19 protein-coding genes are annotated in these 19,428 nt (G+C 66.1%); 7 read left to right on the top strand and 12 right to left on the bottom strand.

Going from position 1 to position 19,428, the window contains the following annotated elements; translation table 11 throughout:
- Nucleotides 1-13 precede the first annotated feature (13 nt).
- From araH to C9I57_RS08785, 7 genes are all read right to left on the bottom strand, one after another.
- A complete protein-coding gene (gene araH, locus C9I57_RS08815) occupies nt 14-1,030 on the bottom strand; it encodes an L-arabinose ABC transporter permease AraH (protein ID WP_107150261.1) in 1,017 nt (338 codons plus the stop codon).
- Nucleotides 1,031-1,129: 99 nt separating this feature from the next.
- The gene (gene araG / locus C9I57_RS08810) at nt 1,130-2,659 is read right to left on the bottom strand and encodes an L-arabinose ABC transporter ATP-binding protein AraG (protein WP_107150260.1); all 1,530 of its coding nucleotides are present in this window, start codon (nt 2,657-2,659) and stop codon (nt 1,130-1,132) included.
- Between the two features lie 103 nt (nt 2,660-2,762).
- Nucleotides 2,763-3,764, bottom strand: coding sequence for an arabinose ABC transporter substrate-binding protein (locus C9I57_RS08805; protein WP_107150259.1), 1,002 nt, complete (start codon nt 3,762-3,764; stop codon nt 2,763-2,765).
- A 167-nt stretch (nt 3,765-3,931) separates the two neighbouring features.
- Complete coding sequence (locus C9I57_RS08800) at nt 3,932-4,711, bottom strand: SDR family oxidoreductase (protein WP_107150258.1); 780 nt, start codon at nt 4,709-4,711, stop codon at nt 3,932-3,934.
- The gene (locus C9I57_RS08795) at nt 4,711-5,403 is read right to left on the bottom strand and encodes a 2-dehydro-3-deoxy-6-phosphogalactonate aldolase (RefSeq protein ID WP_107150593.1); all 693 of its coding nucleotides are present in this window, start codon (nt 5,401-5,403) and stop codon (nt 4,711-4,713) included. Before C9I57_RS08795 ends, C9I57_RS08800 begins: the two co-directional genes overlap by 1 nt.
- 72 nt (nt 5,404-5,475) lie before the next feature.
- The gene (locus tag C9I57_RS08790) at nt 5,476-6,471 is read right to left on the bottom strand and encodes a 2-dehydro-3-deoxygalactonokinase (RefSeq protein ID WP_107150257.1); all 996 of its coding nucleotides are present in this window, start codon (nt 6,469-6,471) and stop codon (nt 5,476-5,478) included.
- Nucleotides 6,468-7,394, bottom strand: a complete 927-nt coding sequence (locus C9I57_RS08785) for an IclR family transcriptional regulator (protein WP_107150256.1) — start codon at nt 7,392-7,394, stop codon at nt 6,468-6,470. The genes C9I57_RS08790 and C9I57_RS08785 overlap by 4 nt, the downstream gene beginning before the upstream one ends.
- 421 nt (nt 7,395-7,815) lie before the next feature.
- On the opposite strand from C9I57_RS08785, the gene C9I57_RS08780 reads away from it, so the two are divergent.
- Nucleotides 7,816-8,334, top strand: a complete 519-nt coding sequence (locus C9I57_RS08780; protein ID WP_107150592.1) for a cupin domain-containing protein — start codon at nt 7,816-7,818, stop codon at nt 8,332-8,334.
- A 113-nt stretch (nt 8,335-8,447) separates the two neighbouring features.
- Here C9I57_RS08780 and mtgA read toward each other — a convergent pair whose 3' ends face one another.
- The 5 genes from mtgA to mpl form a co-directional block, all read right to left on the bottom strand.
- Complete coding sequence (gene mtgA / locus C9I57_RS08775; RefSeq protein ID WP_107150255.1) at nt 8,448-9,170, bottom strand: monofunctional biosynthetic peptidoglycan transglycosylase; 723 nt, start codon at nt 9,168-9,170, stop codon at nt 8,448-8,450.
- The gene (gene aroE, locus C9I57_RS08770) at nt 9,167-10,063 is read right to left on the bottom strand and encodes a shikimate dehydrogenase (RefSeq protein ID WP_107150254.1); all 897 of its coding nucleotides are present in this window, start codon (nt 10,061-10,063) and stop codon (nt 9,167-9,169) included. Before aroE ends, mtgA begins: the two co-directional genes overlap by 4 nt.
- Before the next feature lie 3 nt (nt 10,064-10,066).
- The gene (locus C9I57_RS08765) at nt 10,067-12,199 is read right to left on the bottom strand and encodes a ribonuclease catalytic domain-containing protein (RefSeq protein ID WP_107150253.1); all 2,133 of its coding nucleotides are present in this window, start codon (nt 12,197-12,199) and stop codon (nt 10,067-10,069) included.
- Between the two features lie 104 nt (nt 12,200-12,303).
- Complete coding sequence (locus C9I57_RS08760) at nt 12,304-12,930, bottom strand: YqiA/YcfP family alpha/beta fold hydrolase (RefSeq protein WP_107150252.1); 627 nt, start codon at nt 12,928-12,930, stop codon at nt 12,304-12,306.
- A complete protein-coding gene (gene mpl / locus C9I57_RS08755; RefSeq protein WP_107150251.1) occupies nt 12,927-14,399 on the bottom strand; it encodes a UDP-N-acetylmuramate:L-alanyl-gamma-D-glutamyl-meso-diaminopimelate ligase in 1,473 nt (490 codons plus the stop codon). The genes C9I57_RS08760 and mpl overlap by 4 nt, the downstream gene beginning before the upstream one ends.
- Before the next feature lie 86 nt (nt 14,400-14,485).
- Between mpl and C9I57_RS08750 the strand changes: the two genes are divergently transcribed.
- The 6 genes from C9I57_RS08750 to prmA all read left to right on the top strand — a co-directional run bounded on the left by C9I57_RS08750 (nt 14,486) and on the right by prmA (nt 19,389).
- Nucleotides 14,486-15,139 carry a UDP-N-acetylmuramate--alanine ligase gene (locus tag C9I57_RS08750; RefSeq protein ID WP_107150250.1) on the top strand — a complete coding sequence of 218 codons (654 nt, stop codon included), beginning with the start codon at nt 14,486-14,488 and terminating at the stop codon, nt 15,137-15,139.
- Between the two features lie 10 nt (nt 15,140-15,149).
- The gene (locus C9I57_RS08745; protein WP_181321778.1) at nt 15,150-15,752 is read left to right on the top strand and encodes a TlpA family protein disulfide reductase; all 603 of its coding nucleotides are present in this window, start codon (nt 15,150-15,152) and stop codon (nt 15,750-15,752) included.
- A 192-nt stretch (nt 15,753-15,944) separates the two neighbouring features.
- Complete coding sequence (gene aroQ / locus C9I57_RS08740) at nt 15,945-16,397, top strand: type II 3-dehydroquinate dehydratase (protein ID WP_107150248.1); 453 nt, start codon at nt 15,945-15,947, stop codon at nt 16,395-16,397.
- A 64-nt stretch (nt 16,398-16,461) separates the two neighbouring features.
- Entirely contained in the window at nt 16,462-16,935 is a 474-nt protein-coding gene (gene accB, locus C9I57_RS08735) for an acetyl-CoA carboxylase biotin carboxyl carrier protein (protein WP_107150247.1), read from the top strand.
- Nucleotides 16,936-17,058: 123 nt separating this feature from the next.
- Nucleotides 17,059-18,426 (top strand): acetyl-CoA carboxylase biotin carboxylase subunit, encoded by a 1,368-nt coding sequence (gene accC, locus C9I57_RS08730; protein WP_107150246.1) that lies wholly within the window; start codon nt 17,059-17,061, stop codon nt 18,424-18,426.
- Nucleotides 18,427-18,468: 42 nt separating this feature from the next.
- Nucleotides 18,469-19,389 carry a 50S ribosomal protein L11 methyltransferase gene (prmA, locus tag C9I57_RS08725; RefSeq protein ID WP_107150245.1) on the top strand — a complete coding sequence of 307 codons (921 nt, stop codon included), beginning with the start codon at nt 18,469-18,471 and terminating at the stop codon, nt 19,387-19,389.
- The last annotated feature ends 39 nt before the right edge of the window (nt 19,390-19,428 follow it).

Below are 19,428 nucleotides of genomic sequence, written 5' to 3'. Positions count from 1 at the left end.
GCCGCGCTCACGCTCAATCGCGCGAGCCGCGGTTCTTCAACTGGTCGAGCAACACGGCGGCGAGCAGGATCGCGCCGCGCACGAGGTATTGATAGAACGCGTCGATGTTGAGCAGGTTCATTACGTTCTCGACGGTGCCCATGATGAGCACGCCGATCACGACACCCGAAATCGTCGCGCGGCCGCCGAGCAGCGAGACGCCGCCCAGCACGCAGGCCGAGATCACATTGAGCTCGAAGCCCTCGGCCGCATTGGGCTGTCCCGACGTGATGCGCGATGCGAGGATCACCCCCGCAAGCGCCGTCACGGCACCTTGAACGAGGAAGATGATGACGCGCGTGCGCTCGACGTTGATGCCGGCGAGCCGCGAGGCTTCCGGATTGCCGCCGATCGCGAGCGTATTGCGGCCGTAGACGGTCTGGTTGAGCATCACGCCGAACGCGATGAAGCAGACGAGCGTGACCCAGATCGGCAGCGACACGCCCGCGAGCGTCAGCCCGCCCAGTGCGATGAACGTGTCGGACGAGACGCCGACGGCCTGCCCGTGCGAGACGATGAAGCCGAGCCCGCGCACGATTTCCATCGTCGCCAGCGTCGTGATCAGCGCGTTGATGCGCAGATACGCGATGACGGCGCCATTGACGAAACCGATCACCGAGCCGGCGGCGACGGCCGCGACGATCGCGAGAAACGTGTTGTTCGTCGCATTGAGGACCATCGCGCAGAGCACGCCCGCGAACGCGACCGTCGAGCCGACCGACAGGTCGAAGTCGCGCGATGCCAGGCAGAACATCATGGTGCAGGCAACCATGCCGATCTGCGAGATCGACAGCGCGAGACCGAGCATGTTCTCGATCGAGAAGAAGTGATCGACCGTCAGCGACGTCGTGATGAACATCACGGCGAAGATGAGGATGAGGCTGTATTCGGTGATCTGTTGCCACCATTTCTGCCGATCGCTCGGCTGGGGAATCAGCGCGTCGGCGGCATGCTTCGCCGCCGAGGTCGCCAGGTTTTCTCTTGCTTGCATTTCGTCGCTCCTTCGACCCGTATTCACGGGCTCCTATTCTGTCCACACCCTCTCGCGCACTGCGCGCCACCTTCACGGCGGCGCGCGTGAGCCGGCTTGTCACGCGGCTTCGCGCGGCACCTCATGTTCGGAGCGCGTGCCTTGCGGCAGCGCGAGGCTCAAAAGCGCCGCCTCGCTCGCCTTCTCGCGCACCACTTCACCCGAGATGCGGCCTTCGCGCATGACGACGATGCGGTCCGAGACGCCGAGCACTTCCGGCAGCTCCGACGAGATCATTACGACGGCGCAGCCTCGTTCGGCAAGCTCGTAGATCACGTTGTAGATCTCGTGCTTGGCGCCGACGTCGATGCCGCGCGTCGGCTCGTCGAGAATCACGACCTTGAGGTCCGGTTCCGCGAGCCAGCGCGACAGGATCGCCTTTTGCTGGTTGCCGCCCGAGAGCAGACGGATCCGCTGCTTGCGGTGCGGCGTCTTGATCTTGAGCAGCTTGATGAAACGGTCCGCCGTCTCGGCCTCCTTCGCGCGATTGAGAAAGAATCCGGCGCGCAGATCGTGACGGCGGCAGCTGATGTTGATGTTCTCGGCCACCGACGCGAGCGCGACGATGCCCTCCTCTTTGCGGTCCTCGGGGCACAGCACGATGCCCTGGCGAATCGCCTGCCCGGGGCTCTTCACGCCGATGGGCCGGCCGTCGAGCGAAAGCCGTCCGCCGCGTTTTTTCTCCGCGCCGTAGACAAGGCGCATGAGCTCGCTGCGTCCGGCGCCGACGAGCCCGAAAAAGCCGAGAATTTCGCCCGCGCGAACCTCGAAGCTCGCCGGCGCCGACAGGCCCCGCCCTTCGATGCCGTCGACAGCCAGACGAACCACGCCGTGTTCGCGCGGCCGATAGTCGTAGATGTCCTTGATCTCGCGCCCGACCATCTCCGAGACGAGCGTTTCGCGCGGCACCTCATGCAGCGAGTGGTGCGACGCCACCTTGCGACCGTCGCGAAAGATCGTGCATGAATCGCAGAGCTCATAAATCTCGTCCATCCGGTGCGAGATGTAGATGAGCGCGCGGCCGTCGGCCTTCAGATCGCGCACGAGCTTGAACAGCACTTCGGTCTCGCGGTGCGAAAGCGAGCTCGTCGGCTCGTCGAGCGCGATGACGCGCGCGTTGCGCAAAAGCGCCTTGCAGATCTCCACCATCTGCCTCTGCGCGATCGAAAGCCGCCCGAGCTTGGCGTTCGGATCGAGATCGACGCCCATCGCCGCGAGCCGCTCGCGCACGAAGCGTTGCGCGCCGCGCTTGTCGACCCAGCCGAGCGCGTTCGGCAGGCGGCCGAGCAGCAGATTCTCCGCCACCGTGAGATCGGGCACGTATTGCAGTTCCTGATGGATCACGGCGATACCGGCCGCGATCGAAGCGGCGGCGCTCGAAAACCGCACTTCCTTGCCGTCGATCATGACGTGGCCCGAATCCGGCTGGTACTCGCCGCCGAGCACCTTGAGCAGCGTCGATTTGCCCGCGCCGTTCTCGCCCATGAGGCCGTGCACTTCGCCGGCGTTCACGTCGAACGAAACACCGTCGAGCGCACGCACGCCCGGAAAGACCTTGCCGATGTTGTCAAAACGCAGCGTTGCTGACATGTTGCTTCACCTTGCACTGAATGAAACGTCCGCGCCGGTTGCGCGGGCGCGCCTCTTTCTCTCACGAGGCGCGCTCGCGGCCGGCCCGGTTCGGCCGCGCCTGTTACTTCGAAGCGAGACCCATCTTCTCGCGCACTTCATTGACGTTGTCACGCGTGGCCAGCATGCCCGTCGTCAGCGTGAGCTTCGGCGGCTCCTTGCCTTGGGTAATCCATGCATACATCAAGTCGGACGTTTCTTCGCCGTGACGCTTCGGACTGATGATCACCGTGCCGAAGAAGCCCGTCGGATTCGGCTTCTTGAACTCGTTCAGAGCCGAGTCCGAGCCGCCGATGCCGACGCCGATCATGTTGTCGGCCTTGAAGCCACGGCCTTCCGCCGCGCGCACGGCGCCGAGCACCCCTTCGTCGTTCAGCGCATAGGCCACCCAATGCTTGAATTGCGGGTTCTTCGTCAGCGCGATGTTGGCCGCGTTGAACGCGTTCTCCGTATCGGTCTTGGCTTGCGGCGCCTTGATGATGTTCGCCGCGGGGAAGCCCGCCTTCAGGAGTGCGTCGGTGGCGCCCGTCGTACGGTCGTGGGCCGTCGGCAGCTGTTCGTATGTGACGTCGATCGCGCCGACATCCTTCATATCCCAGCCACGCTTCTTGATCTCGGCGGCGATCGCATCACCCACTTGCTGGCCGATGTTGTAGGCCGAGATGCCCATATGCGGCACCGATTCGATCGGCTTGCCCGAGCCGTCGACGAGACGATCGTCCACGGTCATCATCTTGAGCTTGTCGGCCTTCGCCTTTGCGACGATGCCGGGCCCGAGCTTCACGTCGGGCGTGCAGATGATGAAGCCCTGCGCCTGTTGGGCGGCCAGGTTGTCGATCGCGCTCATCACTTTCTCGCCCGAGGGCGCGCCGATCTTGACGAGCGTGAACCCGTCCTTCTTGGCGGCCTGTTCGGCGAACTTCCATTCGTCCTGGAACCAAGGCTCTTCCGGCTGCTTGACGAGGAAGCCGATCTTGACCTGGTCCGCCGCCTGCGCGGCCGGTGCGCCCGCGAGCATCGTACCCGCCGCAACCGCTGCCAGCGTGAGGATCATTCTGCGCTTCATGTGCATGTCTCCTGCTAATTGAAGGTGTGGGCCGCATCTTGTTTGTGTCGGATGGCTCACGCGGCCAGTGCGTCATCCGAATTGAGACTCTTGTCGTCTTGCTCGTTGTTTCGACCGCCTGCGTCCGATCGCTCCTCGCTCGTTTGATCGTCGGCGGCGCTCGCTCCTCAGTCGTGGTACAGGGCCGAGCGGCCTCCATCCACGGTGATGCAACTCGCGTTGATGAACGGCGCCTCGTCGGACGCGAGAAACACCGCCGTCATCGCCACCTCCTTGGGCTGCCCGATCCGCTTCATCGGCTGCAGATCGAGCGTCGCGCGGCGCGCCGCCTCGGCGTCGGGCTGCGCATCCCACCAATCGCGCGTCAGTTGCGTTTCGATGTAGCCGGGCGCGATCGCATTGACGCGCACATGCCGCGCCGCATATTCGATCCCGAGCGCACGGGTGAGGCCGATCACGCCGTGCTTCGCGACCGGATACGGAAAGCAGCCCGGGATGATCTTGAAAGAATGCGTCGAGGCGATGTTCACGATGCTGCCCCGCCCGCGCTCGACCATGCCCGGCAGCACGGCCCGACATCCGTTCCAGACACCGTCCAGATCCACCGCGAAGCAGCGCCGCCAGTCCTCGTCGGTCATCGTCAGCGGATCGCAAAAGACGTTGATGCCGGCGTTGTTGACGAGCACGTCGAGCGGGCCGAACGCGCGCTCGGCCGCGGCAACGGCTTCGCGCACTGAAGCCGCGTCGGTCACGTCGGTCCGCGCGGCGAGCGCTCGCGCGCCAGGCGTCTCGCGCTCGATGGCGGCAGCCGTCTCGCCCGCCGTTCCGGCATCGAGCTCGGCTAGCACGACGGCCGCGCCCTCGCGGGCAAACGCATGCGCGATCGCGGCCCCGATGCCGCGACCGGCACCCGTAATCAACGCGACCTTGCCCGCGAGCCTGCCCATCACGTCGCCTCCGCGCGCGCCGCGCGCAATCCGTCGATGAACGCGCGCGCGTTCTTCGCCGTGAGATCGGCGTCCTGCCCCGGGCGATAAAGCGCCGAGCCGAGGCCGAAGCCGTCGGCGCCAGCCGCGAGGAACGGCGTCATGTTGTCAGGCGTGATGCCCCCGACGGGCACGAGCGGCACGCGCTTCGGCATCACCGCGCGCCATGCCCTCACGACATGCGTGCCGAGCTGCTCGGCCGGAAACATCTTGAGCGCGTCCGCGCCCGCAACGAGCGCGGCGAACGCTTCGGTCGGCGTCGCGACGCCAGGCGTGCAGGCAAGCCCGCGCGCTTTCGCGGCCCGAATGACAGCGGCATCGGCATGAGGCATGACGATGAGCTCGCCGCCCGCGCCCGCGACATCGTCGACGAACTCAGGCCGCAACACCGTGCCCGCACCGACGATCACGTCAGTGGGCAAGGCGCCGCGCAGCGCCGCGATGCTCGCGAACGGCTGCGGCGAGTTGAGCGGCACTTCGATCAGGCGAAAACCGGCGTCGTAAAGCGCCTGCCCGTGCGTCGCGACCTCGGCCGGCGTCACGCCGCGCAGTATCGCGATCAGCGGGCATGCCGAGAAAGCGGCGACGAAACCGGGATGCGGCCGGTACGGCGCGGGGAGGTCGATGTCGGTTTGTCGATCAGTCGTGGCCATGTTGGCGAATCCCATCCATGTCTTCGCTTGCGTTGCTTACGTTGCTTACGTTGCTTACGTTTCTTAGGCTGCTTAGGTTGCTTGCGTCGTTGCAGCGGCGACGAGTCGCGCCTGCATCGCGATGCGCCAAAGGCCGCGCTCGGCCGCCGCTTCGACGATCGTCGCGCTCGCGCAGCCGAACTCGGCAAGCGCGAGGCGATAGCGCTCGCACAGCGACGGTTCGCCGATGAGCCGCAGCGCCTCGCTCGCGAGCGTCTCGCCACGCTCGGCGAGCAGCGCCTGTACGCCGGAAAGCTCGTGGCCGATCAGGAGCCCCGACAGATAGTCGGGCTGCTGCTCCGCCTGCAACTGTGCCGTGAGGCCCAGCGTGCGCGTGCTGAAAATCGTTGCGAGCAGGCCCGCGCGATCGGCGTTCTTCGCCACCGTCACACCGCGCAGGAACGCTTCGGTATCGGGCTGCGCCGGCTCGGCCATCGTCCGGCCCAGAATCGTGTGGTTGCGCAACGCCGCGAAAAGCTCGCCCGTCATGAATGTATGGAACGCCTCGATGCGCTCGCCCTGAACGATGGCCCACTTGGCGTGCGTGCCCGGCAGCCCGACGAGCACGGCCCGCCCGTTCGCGCCGAGCGCAGGATCGCCGGCCAGCGCGCCGACAATTTGCGTTTCCTCGCCGCGCATCACGTTCGGGAGCTCGCCGCGCTCGATGACGCCAGGCACGATATTGAGCACCGTGCCGCGCGCCGTCGTCACGCGCACGAGTCCGGCGACGAGCGCGTCGGCCGCGGCCGGCGTATCGACATAGGGCGCTTCGCGCCAGCCTTGCGCGCTGCCGACCATGCCGGCCGCAATCGCCGGAAGCTCGGGCGCTTTGTCGAGCCAATCGCCGCAGGCCGCGTCGAAGGCGGCGTCGAAGCCGCCGGGGCGCGGCAGGTTCATGATGCCGGCACCGGACGCGCGCGTCGCGAGGACTTGGCCCGTCGCATCGAAGAGATACGCTCTGAGCGATGTCGTCCCCCAGTCGAGGCCGATCAGCGCCGGCTCGGCCAATCGCTTCTCCGATACGCTCATCGCTTGATCCGCCGTCCGTTTTGTGGGGTGGCCCACCCAAGTTCCTCCGAAATACCGCGCGCTTCGCGCTGGACGACGGGCACGAGTTCCTCCATCCGCTCGAGCGGCATATAAGGAATCGTGCTCGCCACCGAGACGGCGGCGACGATCGCCCCCGACGCATCACGCACGGGCGCGGCCACACAACGGATCGACGCTTCGTTCTCCTCGAGATCGAAGGTGAATCCGCCGGCCGCATAGCGCACCATCCGGTGCAGGAAAACAGGCTTGTCGGGGCGCGTATCAGGCTTGAACGTGACAGCCGCCAGCGCACGCCGCGACGCGTCGAAAAGCGTCTCCCATTCTTCAGGCTTCAAGTCGATCATCATGGCCTTGCCGATACCCGTCGAAGCAAGCGGCATCCGGTGGCCGACGCGCGAGCGCATCTCGAGGCCGCGTTGGCCGGGAATCTTGTCGATGTAAAGCACGTCGTCGCCATCGCGCACGCCGAGATGGATGGTATCGAGCGTCGCTTGCGCGAGCCGCTCGAGGTGCGGACGCGCCACCTTGGTGAGCGGCATCTGCTCGAGCGCGATCGTGCCGAGCTCGATCAGCTTCGGTCCGAGCAGATAGCCGTTCGGCGTCTGACGTAGATAGCGCGCCTGCACGAGGCTGTTGACGAGCCGGTGCGTCGTGCTGCGCGTCGTGCCGAGCACCGCCGCGAACGCTCGCATATCGTGCGCGTTGGCCGCCGCGGCTTCCAGAATCGCGAGGCCGCGCAACAGCGTCTGCGTGCCCGCCTGCTGGCCGGCAATATCGAGCGGCGTACCCGCAACGTTGATCTCGGCCGCATCCGACGCGGCACGCAAAGCAGCGGCAAGCGTGGCGTCGACCGACGGTTCGCTCCCATCCGGGGCGTCGGCAGCTTGATCCGTGGCGTTCATGAAGGCGTCTCCTTGGCGTGCGAGCGTCGTTTGCGCTTCGCACTATCGTCGTGGCAGGGGATCGCATGGCGCTGAGCCGCTGCCGTTTCGCTGGATTGTAGGCGCTCTTTCAGCCGCTGTTCAACATATGAGTGACGCGCCCACATTTTGGGATTGAACCGTAACGGGACCGCGGACATGAGCACAAGCCACGGGCGAAGGCGCGCGCGTCGGCCTCATCGGCATTCGTCTGGTTTTCTGTCCATGCCACCGGACCTCTTATATAGTCAGTGCAGGTGCGCGGAAGCCGTTCGGCATCCACGCGGGCCGATATCGAATGGATCGGGCCGCCGCTGCGGGTCCGGATGAGTCGGTTCAGGGACGCAGCACGTCCGGCATCGCGGCCCTTTTTCCCGCCCTTCTTCCTGGAGTCCACAAAGCGATGAAGCCGATCATCAATATTGCCGACGTCGAACTGCAGCCTCGCCCACCCGCCTTCGCACCGCCGGAATCGATGAACGACCGCTACGGCGACGTACGCATGGGCATGATCGGGCCGCGCGTGGGCGCGCAAAAGCTCGGCTACAACGTTACGGCCGTTCCGCCCGGCAGGCGCGCGTTTCCCTTTCACAACCATCGGTTCAACGAGGAGATGTTCTTCGTGCTCGAAGGTGCCGGGGAAGTGCGCATCGGAACCGAGACGTACCCGATCCGCGCGGGTGACGTCATCGCGTGTCCGCCCGGCGGCGCCGAGCTAGCGCATCAGATCGTCAACACAGGGACAGTCGAGCTTAAATACCTGGCGGTGAGCACCAAGATGACGCCCGAAATCGCCGAGTATCCGGATTCGGGCAAGTTCGGCGTGCTGGCTGAATTTCCGGGCGCGCCCGGAGAGCGGCCGACGCCCTTTCGCTTCGTCTCGCGCCAGGACGCGACGATCGAGTATTGGGAAGGGAACTGACTGAAGTGCTAGGTGCTAGGTGCTAGGTGCTAGGTGCTAGGTGCTAGGTGCGAGGTGCGAGGTGCGAGGCGCTGCAGAGCTGAAGAGCAGACCAGCGACGCGGCCGGTGGAGGCTAGCGCGGCACTTCCGCCGCGCCCATGCGCCTGGCGATGACGGCCGCGCGCTGCGCGAGATAGCCCGAGCCCCGATGCTCGTCGAAGTACTTCGGCCTCGGCAGCATGACGGCGAGGCGGGCCGCCTGCCAGCCTGAAAGCTGGTTCGCGGACACGCGATAGTAGTACCGCGCCGCCGCTTCGGCGCCATAGACGCCGTTACCCCATTCGACCGAATTCAAATAGATCTCGAAGATGCGCTGCTTGTCCATCAGCGTTTCGAGCATCCAGGTGATGATGAGCTCCTGCCCTTTGCGAACGTAGCTCTTCTCGCGCGAAAGAAACAGATTGCGGGCGAGCTGCTGGCTGATCGTCGAGCCGCCCGCGACGATCTTGCCGCGCGATTTGTTTTTCTCCCACGCCTGCAGGATCGCGTCGGTCTCGTAGCCGTTGTTGTTGACGAAGTTGGCATCCTCGGAAGCGATGATCGCGCGTTTCAAGTTGCGCGAAATGCGCTCGTAGGGCACCCATTGATGTTGGATCGACAGATCGGGGCGATCCTGCGCAAGCCGCCATGCGTCGGCGCGCATGAAGGCCGTCGATCGCGGATTCACGACCGTCCATATCGCGATCTGCGCGAAGTAGTATGCCTGCGTCGCGATCCACGCGATCGCGCAGACCGATACTGCATAAGCGGCCCATCTCGCGAGACCGGGTCTGCTTGCGCGGCGTGCGCCCGTCATGACTGACGGGCGAGCATCGTACGCAGTTCCGCAAGCACCGGCGCGCTCGCCGGTCTGACCGCGCGCCAGACGAAGAACGACTCGGCAGCCTGCTCGACGAGCATGCCGAGTCCGTCCGCGGCGCGCGCGCCGAGCGATTTGGCATGCCGCATGAAGACGGTCGGCTGTGCGCCGTACATCATGTCGTAGGCCAGCGTGCCGCGGCCGAACGCGCGCTCGTCGCACTCGGGCAGCGCCGCATCGAGGCTGCCCGCCGTCGCGTTGACGATCAGATCGTAGGGACTCGATCCGACCAGACCGGCCCCGCCTCCGGTGAGCGCGGCGCCGGCTTCGTGCGCCGCCGCGGCAAACTGTGCGACGAGCGCCTCGGCCTTCTCCGCGGTGCGGTTGACGATTGTGAGCGAGCGCGGCTTGCGCTCCAGGATCGGCAGCACGACGCCGCGTGCCGCCCCGCCCGCGCCGAGCAGCAGAATGCGGGTATCGGCCAGCGGCACGCCGAGATTCGCCTCGATATCGCGCACGAGACCCACGCCGTCCGTGTTGTCGCCGTAAATGCGCTCACCATCGAAGCGCAGCGTGTTGACGGCTCCCGCCGCGGCCGCGCGTGCGGACAGGCTGTTCGCGAGCGCGTGCGCTTCGAGCTTGAACGGCACGGTCACGTTGAGGCCGAGTCCGCCCGCGGCGACGAACAGACGCACCGCCTCCGCGAAACGGTCACGCGGCGCAAGCAAATGGCGGTACTCGACGGGCTCGCCCGTTTGCTCCGCGAAGCGCGCGTGAATGAACGGTGACTTGCTGTGTGCAATCGGATTGCCGACGACCGCATAAAGGTCGCGGCCAGCCGTTGCCGGCGCTATTTCTGGAATCGCGCTCGTAGTGTCAATCGGTCCCATCGCTCAGTCCGTAATATGTGCGGCTCGGCTTGCTCCATCGAGTGGGGGTGCGCCGGAGGGCGCATCGCCGCTCGAAGCTTCGCCGCTCGATTGCGAATCGTTGCCATCGCCGGCGGGCGCCTCGCCGCTCGTTTCGGCGCGCGCCTCTTCTTCGCTTTCGGCGGAGGCGTCGGCGGCCTCGGCAAGCGCCTCGACTTCCTCGTCTTCCTCTTCAGCCGGCAAGCCGACCGGCATTCCCGGCGCATCGAGCACGCGAATCGGCCGCACGGATGCTTCGATCGTCAGCTCGTCGACGGACATCACTTCGAGCAGCAGGCGCGTGCCGCGCGCATGGACGCCCAAGCCCGGCACGTGCAGCAACAGCGGCACTTCTTCCAGCCGCACCAGATCGCCTTTCACGACGGAGGCGACGACTTCCTTCTTGCCCTCCTGTGTGATCCAGCGCAGGCACCAGAAGTAGTCCATGCGCCGCTGGTGGTCGGCGTAGGCGGAGTACGTATCGTCGAAGCCCTGCACCACGGCGAAAAGATCGGCGTCTTTCGGCTTGAACGGGGCCACGAGCTTGGCCGCCACGCCGTGCTGCACGCAGGCGAGCAGTTGCCACTGGTTCACGAGGTCGACGTATCGGCGCAACGGCGACGTGCTCCAGGCGTACTGCGCAACGCCGAGCCCCTCGTGGGGCGCGGCCGTCGTCTGCATTCGCGTGCGCTTCGGCCCGGCGGCGGCAAAGGTCCGCTGCGTCCGATAGACACCAGGCACGCCGTGATCGTGCAGCAACGCGCCCCACGTCGAGTTCGCGAGAATCGCCAGCTCGGCGACGATCAGGTCGAGCGGCGAGCCGCGCCGCCGCGGCGTGATCGTCACATGCTCGCCCTCGACGTAGAAATTGAAGTCCGTGTTGCCCGGTACCTCGCGCCTGAGGCCATAACTCGCGCGCACGGCCTGACGCTTTTCGAAGAGCGCACGCGCGAGCGGCCACAGTATCGCGATGTCGTCCTTGTGCGGGTAGTCGCCCGTGCCGGCGGCGAGCGCCTCTTCCGTCACGAGGGCGTCGAGCGTGTTGTGACGGAGATTGTTCTTGACGAAGACGCGTTCCGCGCGCGTTTCGCTTGCGACGATCTCCTGTGTCGCCCTGTCGACGATGATGTAAAGCGAGAGCGCCGGCCGCAGGCCGCCCTCCTTCAACGTAAACGCCTCGACGACTTCGTCCGGCAGCATCGTGATCTTGTCGCCGGGCATGTAGACCGTCGAGAGCCGCGCGCGCGCGATCGCATCGATGGCGTCTCCGCGCTCGATGCCGAGCGCCGGCGCCGCGATGTGCACGCCGACGCGCACGCGCGAGTCCGCGAGCAGCTCGACCGAGAATGCGTCGTCGATCTCGGTCGTCGTGATGTCATCGATCGAGAACGCTTCCACCTGCGCGCTCGGCAAATCGTCGGGCAAAGGGTTCGGCGTGACGCTCGGAAAGGCCGTGCCGTGTGGGAAGTACTCGGACAAAAAGCGCGCTTCGTGCAGCGCGCGCGCCGAAGGAATGCCGCCGCAGTCGAGCATGAGCCGCGGCGGCGAAACGCCGCGCGCGGCGGCGGCCGCTTCGAGCGCCTTGTATTCGATCGAGTTCTTGTCCGGCTTCGTGAGCAACGCGAGCGCCTTGCCCTTGAATGCGTCGGGCAACCGCCCCGCCTTCAGCTCGTCTTCATAGCCGGCCTGCACGAGCGCCTGCTGACGTTTGCGCTCGAGCGCGGCGAGCGCCATCTTGAGCTGCTCTTCGGGCGCACGCTGATATTGGCCGCGGCCCTTGCGCCGAAAGTAGACGGGCGCGCCCTGCATGCGCAAGACGAGCGCCGCGCGCTCGACAGGCCCCGCCGTCGCGCCGAAGTACTCATCGGCGAGCGAGCCGAACGCGAACTCATCGTCGGGCGCGCACTCCCACAAAAAGTCGAGGTCGATGTCGTGCGCGGCCGCCTCGGCCCGCTGCATGAGGTCAGCCGCGCCGGGCTCGGCGAATTCGATCAGGACATCCTTCGAGCGGACCTTCGCCCGCCGGCCGCCCGGCAGCTCCACTTGCAACGCTTCGCCTTGCCGCGACAATACGTTGCCCGCCTTCAAACTGCCCGATTCCTCAAAAAATACGTTCACTCGATATTCCCGCTAGAAAGCTTGTCGCCCGCCGCTCCGGACGTGTGTCGCGCAATCCGTGCGCCCGATGGAGACCGGGTATTCGCTAAGCGCGGCGCGGCAGATCAGCCGCGCCCGGGCGATCTCACGCCGCAAAAGGCGAGCACGTCGTCGACATGCTCGGCGAAGTCGCTGATCGCATGATCGCCGCCGTCGATCAGCTTCGTCTTGACACCGGGGTAGTGCGCGAGCATTTCGCGATAGTCGAGCACCTCGTCGCCGGTGCAGGCGATCAGATAGTAGCGTTCGGGCCGCGTCACCGACGCGACGCCGAGCATCCGCAACTCATCGAGATGGCGCGGCGTCACGACGATGCTGCCGCCGCCGTGCCAAAGCGGCTGCTCGCCGAGATAAGCCGAAAGATCGCGTTGCGGCAGCACGGCCGGGTTCAGCAACACCGCGCGCCACCCGTGTTTCTCGGCGAGGTAAGTGGCGAGATAACCGCCGAGCGAGCTGCCGATCACGGTTACGCCGCGCGCGTCGCCGCCGTTCGCCGCCGCGCGGGCAGGCGCATTCGCCCGCAGCGCGGCCTCCACTTCAGCCTCGACGAGCGCGATTGCCGCGAGCGGCGACACGGGCAGCGTTGGGCAGCAAAGCGCCTGCCCAAGACCGAGCTCGGCCAGCCGCGCCGCGACGAGCCGCGCCTTGAACGAATTGGGCGACGAGCGGAAACCGTGCAGATAGACGATCACGCGACGCCTCGTTCGCCCGGGGCCGCGCGCGTCGCGCCGGCGTCCGCGCTCCCTGTTGCCGCGGCATCGGAAACGGCGCTCGCTCCCGAGCGCGCCGCGAGCGCCTCGAGCAGCTTCTGATGGACGCCGCCGAATCCGCCGTTGCTCATCACGAGCACATGATCGCCGGCGCGCACGGCCGCGACGATGGACGCGACGAGTGCGCCCAGATCGTCGAATGCGCGCGCCTTCGCGCCGAGCGGCGCGAGCGCCTCGCCGAGATTCCAGCCGAGCGCATCGCGCCCGCTCGGCGCGCCATAGCCGAACACCAGATCCGCATCCGCGAGGCTCGCCGGCAACTGCGCCTTCATCACGCCGAGTTTCATCGTGTTCGAGCGCGGCTCGAGGACGGCGACGATGCGCGCGTGCGCGCCGATGCGTGTCCGCAAGCCCGCGATCGTCGTCTCGATGGCGGTCGGATGGTGGGCAAAGTCGTCATAGACGGTGACCCCGTCCACGCTGCCGCGCACTTCCATGCGCCGCTTGACGTTGCGAAACGATGTGAGCGAGCGCGCGGCCTGCGCGGCCGGCACGCCGACATGACGTGCCGCCGCGATCGCCGCCAGTGCGTTGAGGCGGTTGTGCTCGCCTTGCACCTGCCAGTCGACCGCGCCGACGCGCTCGCCCTGCCAGTCAACCGCGAACTGCTCGTCCACGGCCTGCCCGTCGGCGACGGGCGCCGCGAGCCAACCGCCGTCGACGCCGAAGCGCTCGACCTCGCTCCAGACGCCGCGCGCGAGCACACGCTCGAGCGCCGCCTCGCGACCGTTGACGACGAGGCGCCCCACGCGCGGCACGGTGCGCACGAGATGATGAAACTGCGTCTCGATCGCGGCGAGATCGGGAAAGATGTCGGCGTGGTCGTACTCGAGATTGTTGAGGATCGCCGTGCGCGGCCGGTAGTGGACGAATTTCGAGCGCTTGTCGAAGAACGCGGTGTCGTATTCGTCGGCTTCGATGACGAAGAAACTCGAATCGGTGAGCCGCGCCGAGATGCCGAAGTTGAGCGGCACCCCGCCGATGAGGAAACCGGGGTCGAGTCCCGCATCCTCGAGCAGCCAGGCGAGCATCGAGCTCGTCGTCGTCTTGCCGTGCGTGCCGGCGACCGCGAGCACCCATTTGCCGGCGAGCACGTGCTCGCCGAGCCACTGAGGGCCCGACACGTAAGGCAGCCCGCGATCGAGGATCGCCTCCATCAGCGGATTGCCGCGCGTGACGACATTGCCGATCACGAAGAGATCGGGTGTGAGCGCGTCGATCTGCTCTGCGCCATAGCCCTCGATCAGCGCTATGCCCTGCGCTTCGAGTTGCGTGCTCATCGGCGGATAAACGCCGGCATCGCAACCCGTCACCGTATGTCCTGCCTCGCGCGCGAGCACAGCAAGACCGCCCATGAACGTGCCGCAGATACCGAGGATGTGGATGTGCATAGGGGCTGCTTGCGGAAAAGGCGGTTATTGTAACCGAGGGACTCCGCGCGCGAGGCCCGGTGTCGCCGATCTAGTATGATTAGCGGATGGTTCGCAGATCTCACGTCGACCCGCAGCGTGTGCGGGAGGAAATCGCGATCGCCGCCGCCCGGCTGATCGCGGAAGAAGGGCTCGATTACTCGAGCGCCAAGCGCAAAGCAGCGCGGCAAGTCGTGGGGCAAGGCCGCGTGGCGGGCGAATGGCTGCCCGACAACGACCAAATAGAGGAAGAAATCCGCGAGTATCAATCGCTCTTTCAGGCGGACAGCCAGCCGGCGGTGCTGCGCCGTTTGCGTGAAATCGCGCTCGACTGGATGAAGCGGCTCGCGGCCTTCAACCCGTATTTGACGGGAGCCGTGCTGAACGGCACGGCCGGCGAGCATTCGGACATTCATTTGCAGGTGTTTTGCGACAACCCGAAGGAGGTCGCCATCTATCTGCTCAATGCGAACGTGCAGTACGACGTGTCCGAGACGCGCCACTTCGGCGGCCGCGGCACCGTCGAAACGCTCAGTTTTCTATCGCGCGAGACGCGCGACGAGGAGCCGGTCGGTATGCATATCGCGCTTTACGATCTCGACGACCTGCGCGGCGCCGTTCGTGCCGATGCGCGCGGCCGGACGCAGCGCGCCAATACCGAAACCGTCGAGGCGCTGCTCACCGTCGGCAATGCCGACGACGTGCGCGCCCCCTCGAATTGAAACGCATCTCATGAAGCCGACCTCGATCGTTGCCTCGGCCATTGCCGCCGTCGCCGTTCTCGCGCTTGGCGCCGGCGCGGCGTATTGGCTGCATGCCGGCGGGCCGAGCGCGAGCGCATCGTCGTCCGCCTCCGACGCAGCGGCGACGACGCCCGCCGTCGCTCCGGCGCAGCCGGGCGCCGTCGCGGCCCTTTGGCGGGCGCCGCTGACCGATGTCGCCGGCAACCCGCGCGCGCTCGATGCCTACAAGGGTCACGTTCTCGTCGTCAACTTCTGGGCGTCCTGGTGCGGTCCTTGCGTGCGCGAAATGCCGGCGCTCGCCGATTTGTCCCGCCAGTACGCGGGCAAGGGCGTGCAGTTCGTCGGGATTGGTGTCGACTCCAAGCAGAACGTCGAGTCGTTCCTGCGCAAAGTGCCCGTCGATTACCCCATATTCATCAGCGGATTCGGCGGCGCTGACCTCGCGCGCAGTTTCGGCAATACGGCGGGCGCCCTACCGTTCACCGTCGTAATTGACGCGAACGGCGCCGTACGGTCGACAAAATTAGGGGAAATCGTACCGGACGATCTGCGGCACACACTCGACGCCATCGGGCCGAAGTCGGCGACATAGGGGCCACTTCTGGAGCGTTGCGGCAATTTTCGAGCCAAGTTGCCCGAAGTTCGCGAATGCCGTTGGTGAAACCGGTCCGCCGCCATGCGCGCGGGCGGTCGTTTTTTCATCCTCTGCTGGACAAATTTCGTTAAACGGCGCTAAAGTGCGCGCAATTCCGCTCAACCCGAAGCGACAGAAACACAAGCGACCATGACAAAACTGCTCGTACTGCACGGCCCCAACTTAAACCTGCTCGGCACGCGCGAGCCTGGTGTTTACGGGAACGTGACGCTGCAGCAAATCGACGAATCGCTCGGCCGCAGGGCGCAGCAGGCGGGAGTGGAACTGGCGACGTTCCAGAGCAACCACGAAGGCCAGCTCGTCGATCGCATTCACGCCGCGCGCGCGGAAAACGTCGCGTTCATCGTGATCAATCCGGCGGCCTACACGCATACGAGCGTCGCGATTCGCGACGCACTCAAGGGCGTCGACATTCCGTTCGTCGAAATCCACCTCTCGAACGTGCACCGCCGTGAGCCGTTCAGGCACCACTCCTACCTTTCCGACGTGGCCGAAGGCGTGATCTGCGGTCTCGGCTGGAAGGGCTATCTCTACGCGCTCGAGTTCGCGCTCGACAGGCTCGCGTCCCAACCGCGCAGCTGAACCAACAACACCAATTCGGCACCGGCCCTGCGGCCGCCGCCTCACGCATTGAAGGGGATTCCCTATGGATCTACGTAAGCTGAAAACTTTGATCGACCTCGTCTCCGAGTCCGGCATCTCCGAGCTGGAAGTCACCGAGGGCGAGGGCAAAGTCCGCATCGTCAAGAATGCGCCGCCGGTTTACGTACAGCAGTCCACGTCCTACACGCCTCAACTGTCGGGGTCGCTTCCCGCAGCCGGGGCATCCGCCCCTGCCGAAGCGGGCGCCGCGCAACCGGCACCGGCCGCGCCGGCGGCTCCGCAAGGCCACGTCGTCGCCTCGCCGATGGTCGGAACGTTCTATCGCGCGCCGTCGCCGGGCGCCGATCCGTTCGTGCAAGTCGGCGACGCCGTCAAGGAAGGCCAGACGCTTTGCATCATCGAGGCAATGAAGCTGCTGAACGAGATCGAGTCGGACAAGGCAGGCGTCGTCAAGGAAATCCTCGTCGAGAATGGGCAGGCCGTCGAATTCGGACAGCCCCTATTCGTCATCGGCTGATCCGCGAGCCAGCCTCGCGCTCGGCGCGCATGGCAACCGGGCTTCAACGCCCCGCGCCGCAACGCTTGCCGCCCGCATCCCGCGCGGGCCGCGTGGCGCCCAACGAAGAGACGAATCATCGCCATGTTTGAAAAAATACTCATTGCCAATCGCGGCGAAATCGCCTTGCGCATTCAGCGCGCGTGCCGCGAGCTCGGCATCAAGACCGTCGTTGCCTATTCGGTGGCCGACAAGGAAGCGAAGTACGTGAAGCTCGCCGACGAGGCCGTCTGCATCGGGCCGGCACCGTCGCCGCAAAGCTATCTGAACATGCCGGCGCTCATCAGCGCGGCCGAAGTCACCGACGCGGAAGCGATCCATCCGGGCTACGGCTTTCTTTCCGAAAACGCCGATTTCGCGGAGCGCGTCGAGCAATCGGGCTTCACGTTCATCGGCCCGCGCCCGGAGACGATTCGCATGATGGGCGACAAGGTCACGGCCAAGCAGACGATGATCAAGACGGGCGTGCCTTGTGTGCCCGGCTCGGAAGGCGCCCTGCCCGACGATCCGAAAGAAATCGTCAAGATCGCGCGCGCGATCGGCTACCCCGTCATCATCAAGGCGGCCGGCGGCGGCGGCGGGCGCGGCATGCGCGTCGTGCATACCGAGGCGGCGCTCGTGAATGCCGTCAACACGACGCGCGAGGAAGCGGGCCGTGCGTTCGGCAATCCGCAGGTCTACATGGAGAAGTTCCTCGAGAACCCGCGCCATGTCGAGATCCAGGTTCTCGCCGATTCGTTCAAGAACGCCGTCTGGCTCGGCGAGCGCGACTGCTCGATGCAGCGGCGCCACCAGAAAATCATCGAGGAAGCGCCGGCGCCGAACATCCCGCGCCGCCTCATCGATCGCATCGGCGACCGCTGCGCCGACGCCTGCAAGAAGATGGGCTATCTCGGCGCGGGAACGTTCGAGTTCCTGTATGAGAACGGCGAGTTCTACTTCATCGAAATGAACACGCGCGTGCAGGTCGAGCATCCGGTGACCGAACTGATCACGGGCGTCGATATCGTGCAGGAGCAGATCCGCATTGCCGCTGGCGAGAAAATCGGCTTCCGGCAGCGCGATATCGTCTTCCGCGGTCATGCGATCGAGTGCCGGATCAACGCGGAGGATCCGTTCAAGTTCACGCCGTCGCCGGGCCGCATCACCTCCTGGCACGTGCCGGGCGGGCCCGGCATCCGCGTCGATTCGCACGCGTACAATGGCTATTTCGTGCCGCCGAACTACGATTCGATGATCGGCAAGCTGATCGCATACGGCACGACGCGCGAGCAGGCGATTCGCCGCATGCGCATTGCGCTGTCGGAGATGGTCGTCGAAGGCATTCAGACGAACATCCCGCTGCACCGCGAGCTGATGCTCGACGGCGGCTTCGTGGAAGGCGGCACGAGCATTCACTACCTCGAGAACCGGCTCGCGGAGAAGCAGCAGGCAGCGCCGGAAGAAGTCTGATGGTGGTATGCCTCCCCACGCTCACATTCGACGGGAGCCGTGATGAGTAGCTATCGGGAACTGATCGTCGAGCTCGATCGGGCCCGCGCCGAGGCACTCTCCGACGCGCTCCTCGAATTGGGTGCGCTGTCGGTGTCGGTCGAGGATGCCGACGCCGATACGCCCGACGAGCAGCCGCTTTTCGGCGAACCGGGGCTCGTCCCCGAGCGGACGGCCTGGCAGCACTCGCGCGTCCTCGCGCTCGTCGCCGAGGAGCACGATCCGGCCGTGCTCGCCGCCGCGGCTGCCAATGCGGTAGGCCTGGCCGCGGTGCCGCCGTTCCAGGTACGCGAAGTGGCCGACGCCGATTGGGTGCGCCTCACGCAGTCGCAGTTCGAACCCATTGCAATCGGGAAGCGGATTTGGGTCGTGCCCTCGTGGCACGATGCGCCCGATCCTGACGCCCTCGTTCTGGAGCTCGACCCCGGTCTCGCCTTCGGCACCGGCAGTCACCCGACCACGCGCCTCTGCATGGAATGGCTCGAGCAATCGGCGGCGGCCGGGCAATCGGTGCTCGACTATGGCTGCGGATCGGGCATCCTCGCGATCCTCGCCAAGAAATGTGGGGCCGATCCCGTCTTCGGCGTCGACATCGATCCGCAGGCCGTCGAATCGGCGCGCCACAACAGCGCCCGCAATCGCGCCGACGTCACGTATGCGCTACCGGAAGCGTGCCCCGCAACCGAGTTCGACATCGTGGTCGCCAATATTCTGTCGAATCCCCTGAAGCTCATGGCGTCGATGCTCTCATCGAAGGTCAAGCCGGGCGGACGGTTGGCGCTATCGGGCGTGCTCGCTCGGCAAGCGGACGAAGTCGCGGCGGCCTATGCGCCGTGGATTACGATGGGCGTCTGGCGGGAACTCGACGGCTGGGTCTGCCTGACAGGAACGAAACGTCCCCCAAGCGAGGAGCCGAAGTCGTAGAGCGCCCCGCAAGGCCGCGCGCCGGGGCGCTGCCGCGAA

This window comes from Trinickia symbiotica (genome assembly GCF_003028655.1).
GTDB lineage: Bacteria > Pseudomonadota > Gammaproteobacteria > Burkholderiales > Burkholderiaceae > Trinickia > Trinickia symbiotica_A.
Note: the sequence above shows the minus strand (reverse complement) of the source record. Positions and strands in the feature narration are given on the sequence as shown.

Coding starts and splice junctions, on each gene's coding strand:
- C9I57_RS08745 (WP_181321778.1), top strand. CDS start 15,150: ATGAAGCCGACCTCGATCGTTGCCTCGGCCATTGCCGCCGTCGCCGTT.
- mpl (WP_107150251.1), bottom strand. CDS start 14,399: ATGCACATCCACATCCTCGGTATCTGCGGCACGTTCATGGGCGGTCTT.
- accB (WP_107150247.1), top strand. CDS start 16,462: ATGGATCTACGTAAGCTGAAAACTTTGATCGACCTCGTCTCCGAGTCC.
- C9I57_RS08785 (WP_107150256.1), bottom strand. CDS start 7,394: ATGAACGCCACGGATCAAGCTGCCGACGCCCCGGATGGGAGCGAACCG.
- araH (WP_107150261.1), bottom strand. CDS start 1,030: ATGCAAGCAAGAGAAAACCTGGCGACCTCGGCGGCGAAGCATGCCGCC.
- C9I57_RS08780 (WP_107150592.1), top strand. CDS start 7,816: ATGAAGCCGATCATCAATATTGCCGACGTCGAACTGCAGCCTCGCCCA.
- C9I57_RS08795 (WP_107150593.1), bottom strand. CDS start 5,403: ATGGCCACGACTGATCGACAAACCGACATCGACCTCCCCGCGCCGTAC.
- mtgA (WP_107150255.1), bottom strand. CDS start 9,170: ATGACGGGCGCACGCCGCGCAAGCAGACCCGGTCTCGCGAGATGGGCC.
- prmA (WP_107150245.1), top strand. CDS start 18,469: ATGAGTAGCTATCGGGAACTGATCGTCGAGCTCGATCGGGCCCGCGCC.
- araG (WP_107150260.1), bottom strand. CDS start 2,659: ATGTCAGCAACGCTGCGTTTTGACAACATCGGCAAGGTCTTTCCGGGC.
- aroE (WP_107150254.1), bottom strand. CDS start 10,063: ATGGGACCGATTGACACTACGAGCGCGATTCCAGAAATAGCGCCGGCA.
- aroQ (WP_107150248.1), top strand. CDS start 15,945: ATGACAAAACTGCTCGTACTGCACGGCCCCAACTTAAACCTGCTCGGC.
- accC (WP_107150246.1), top strand. CDS start 17,059: ATGTTTGAAAAAATACTCATTGCCAATCGCGGCGAAATCGCCTTGCGC.
- C9I57_RS08805 (WP_107150259.1), bottom strand. CDS start 3,764: ATGAAGCGCAGAATGATCCTCACGCTGGCAGCGGTTGCGGCGGGTACG.
- C9I57_RS08800 (WP_107150258.1), bottom strand. CDS start 4,711: ATGGGCAGGCTCGCGGGCAAGGTCGCGTTGATTACGGGTGCCGGTCGC.
- C9I57_RS08790 (WP_107150257.1), bottom strand. CDS start 6,471: ATGAGCGTATCGGAGAAGCGATTGGCCGAGCCGGCGCTGATCGGCCTC.
- C9I57_RS08750 (WP_107150250.1), top strand. CDS start 14,486: ATGGTTCGCAGATCTCACGTCGACCCGCAGCGTGTGCGGGAGGAAATC.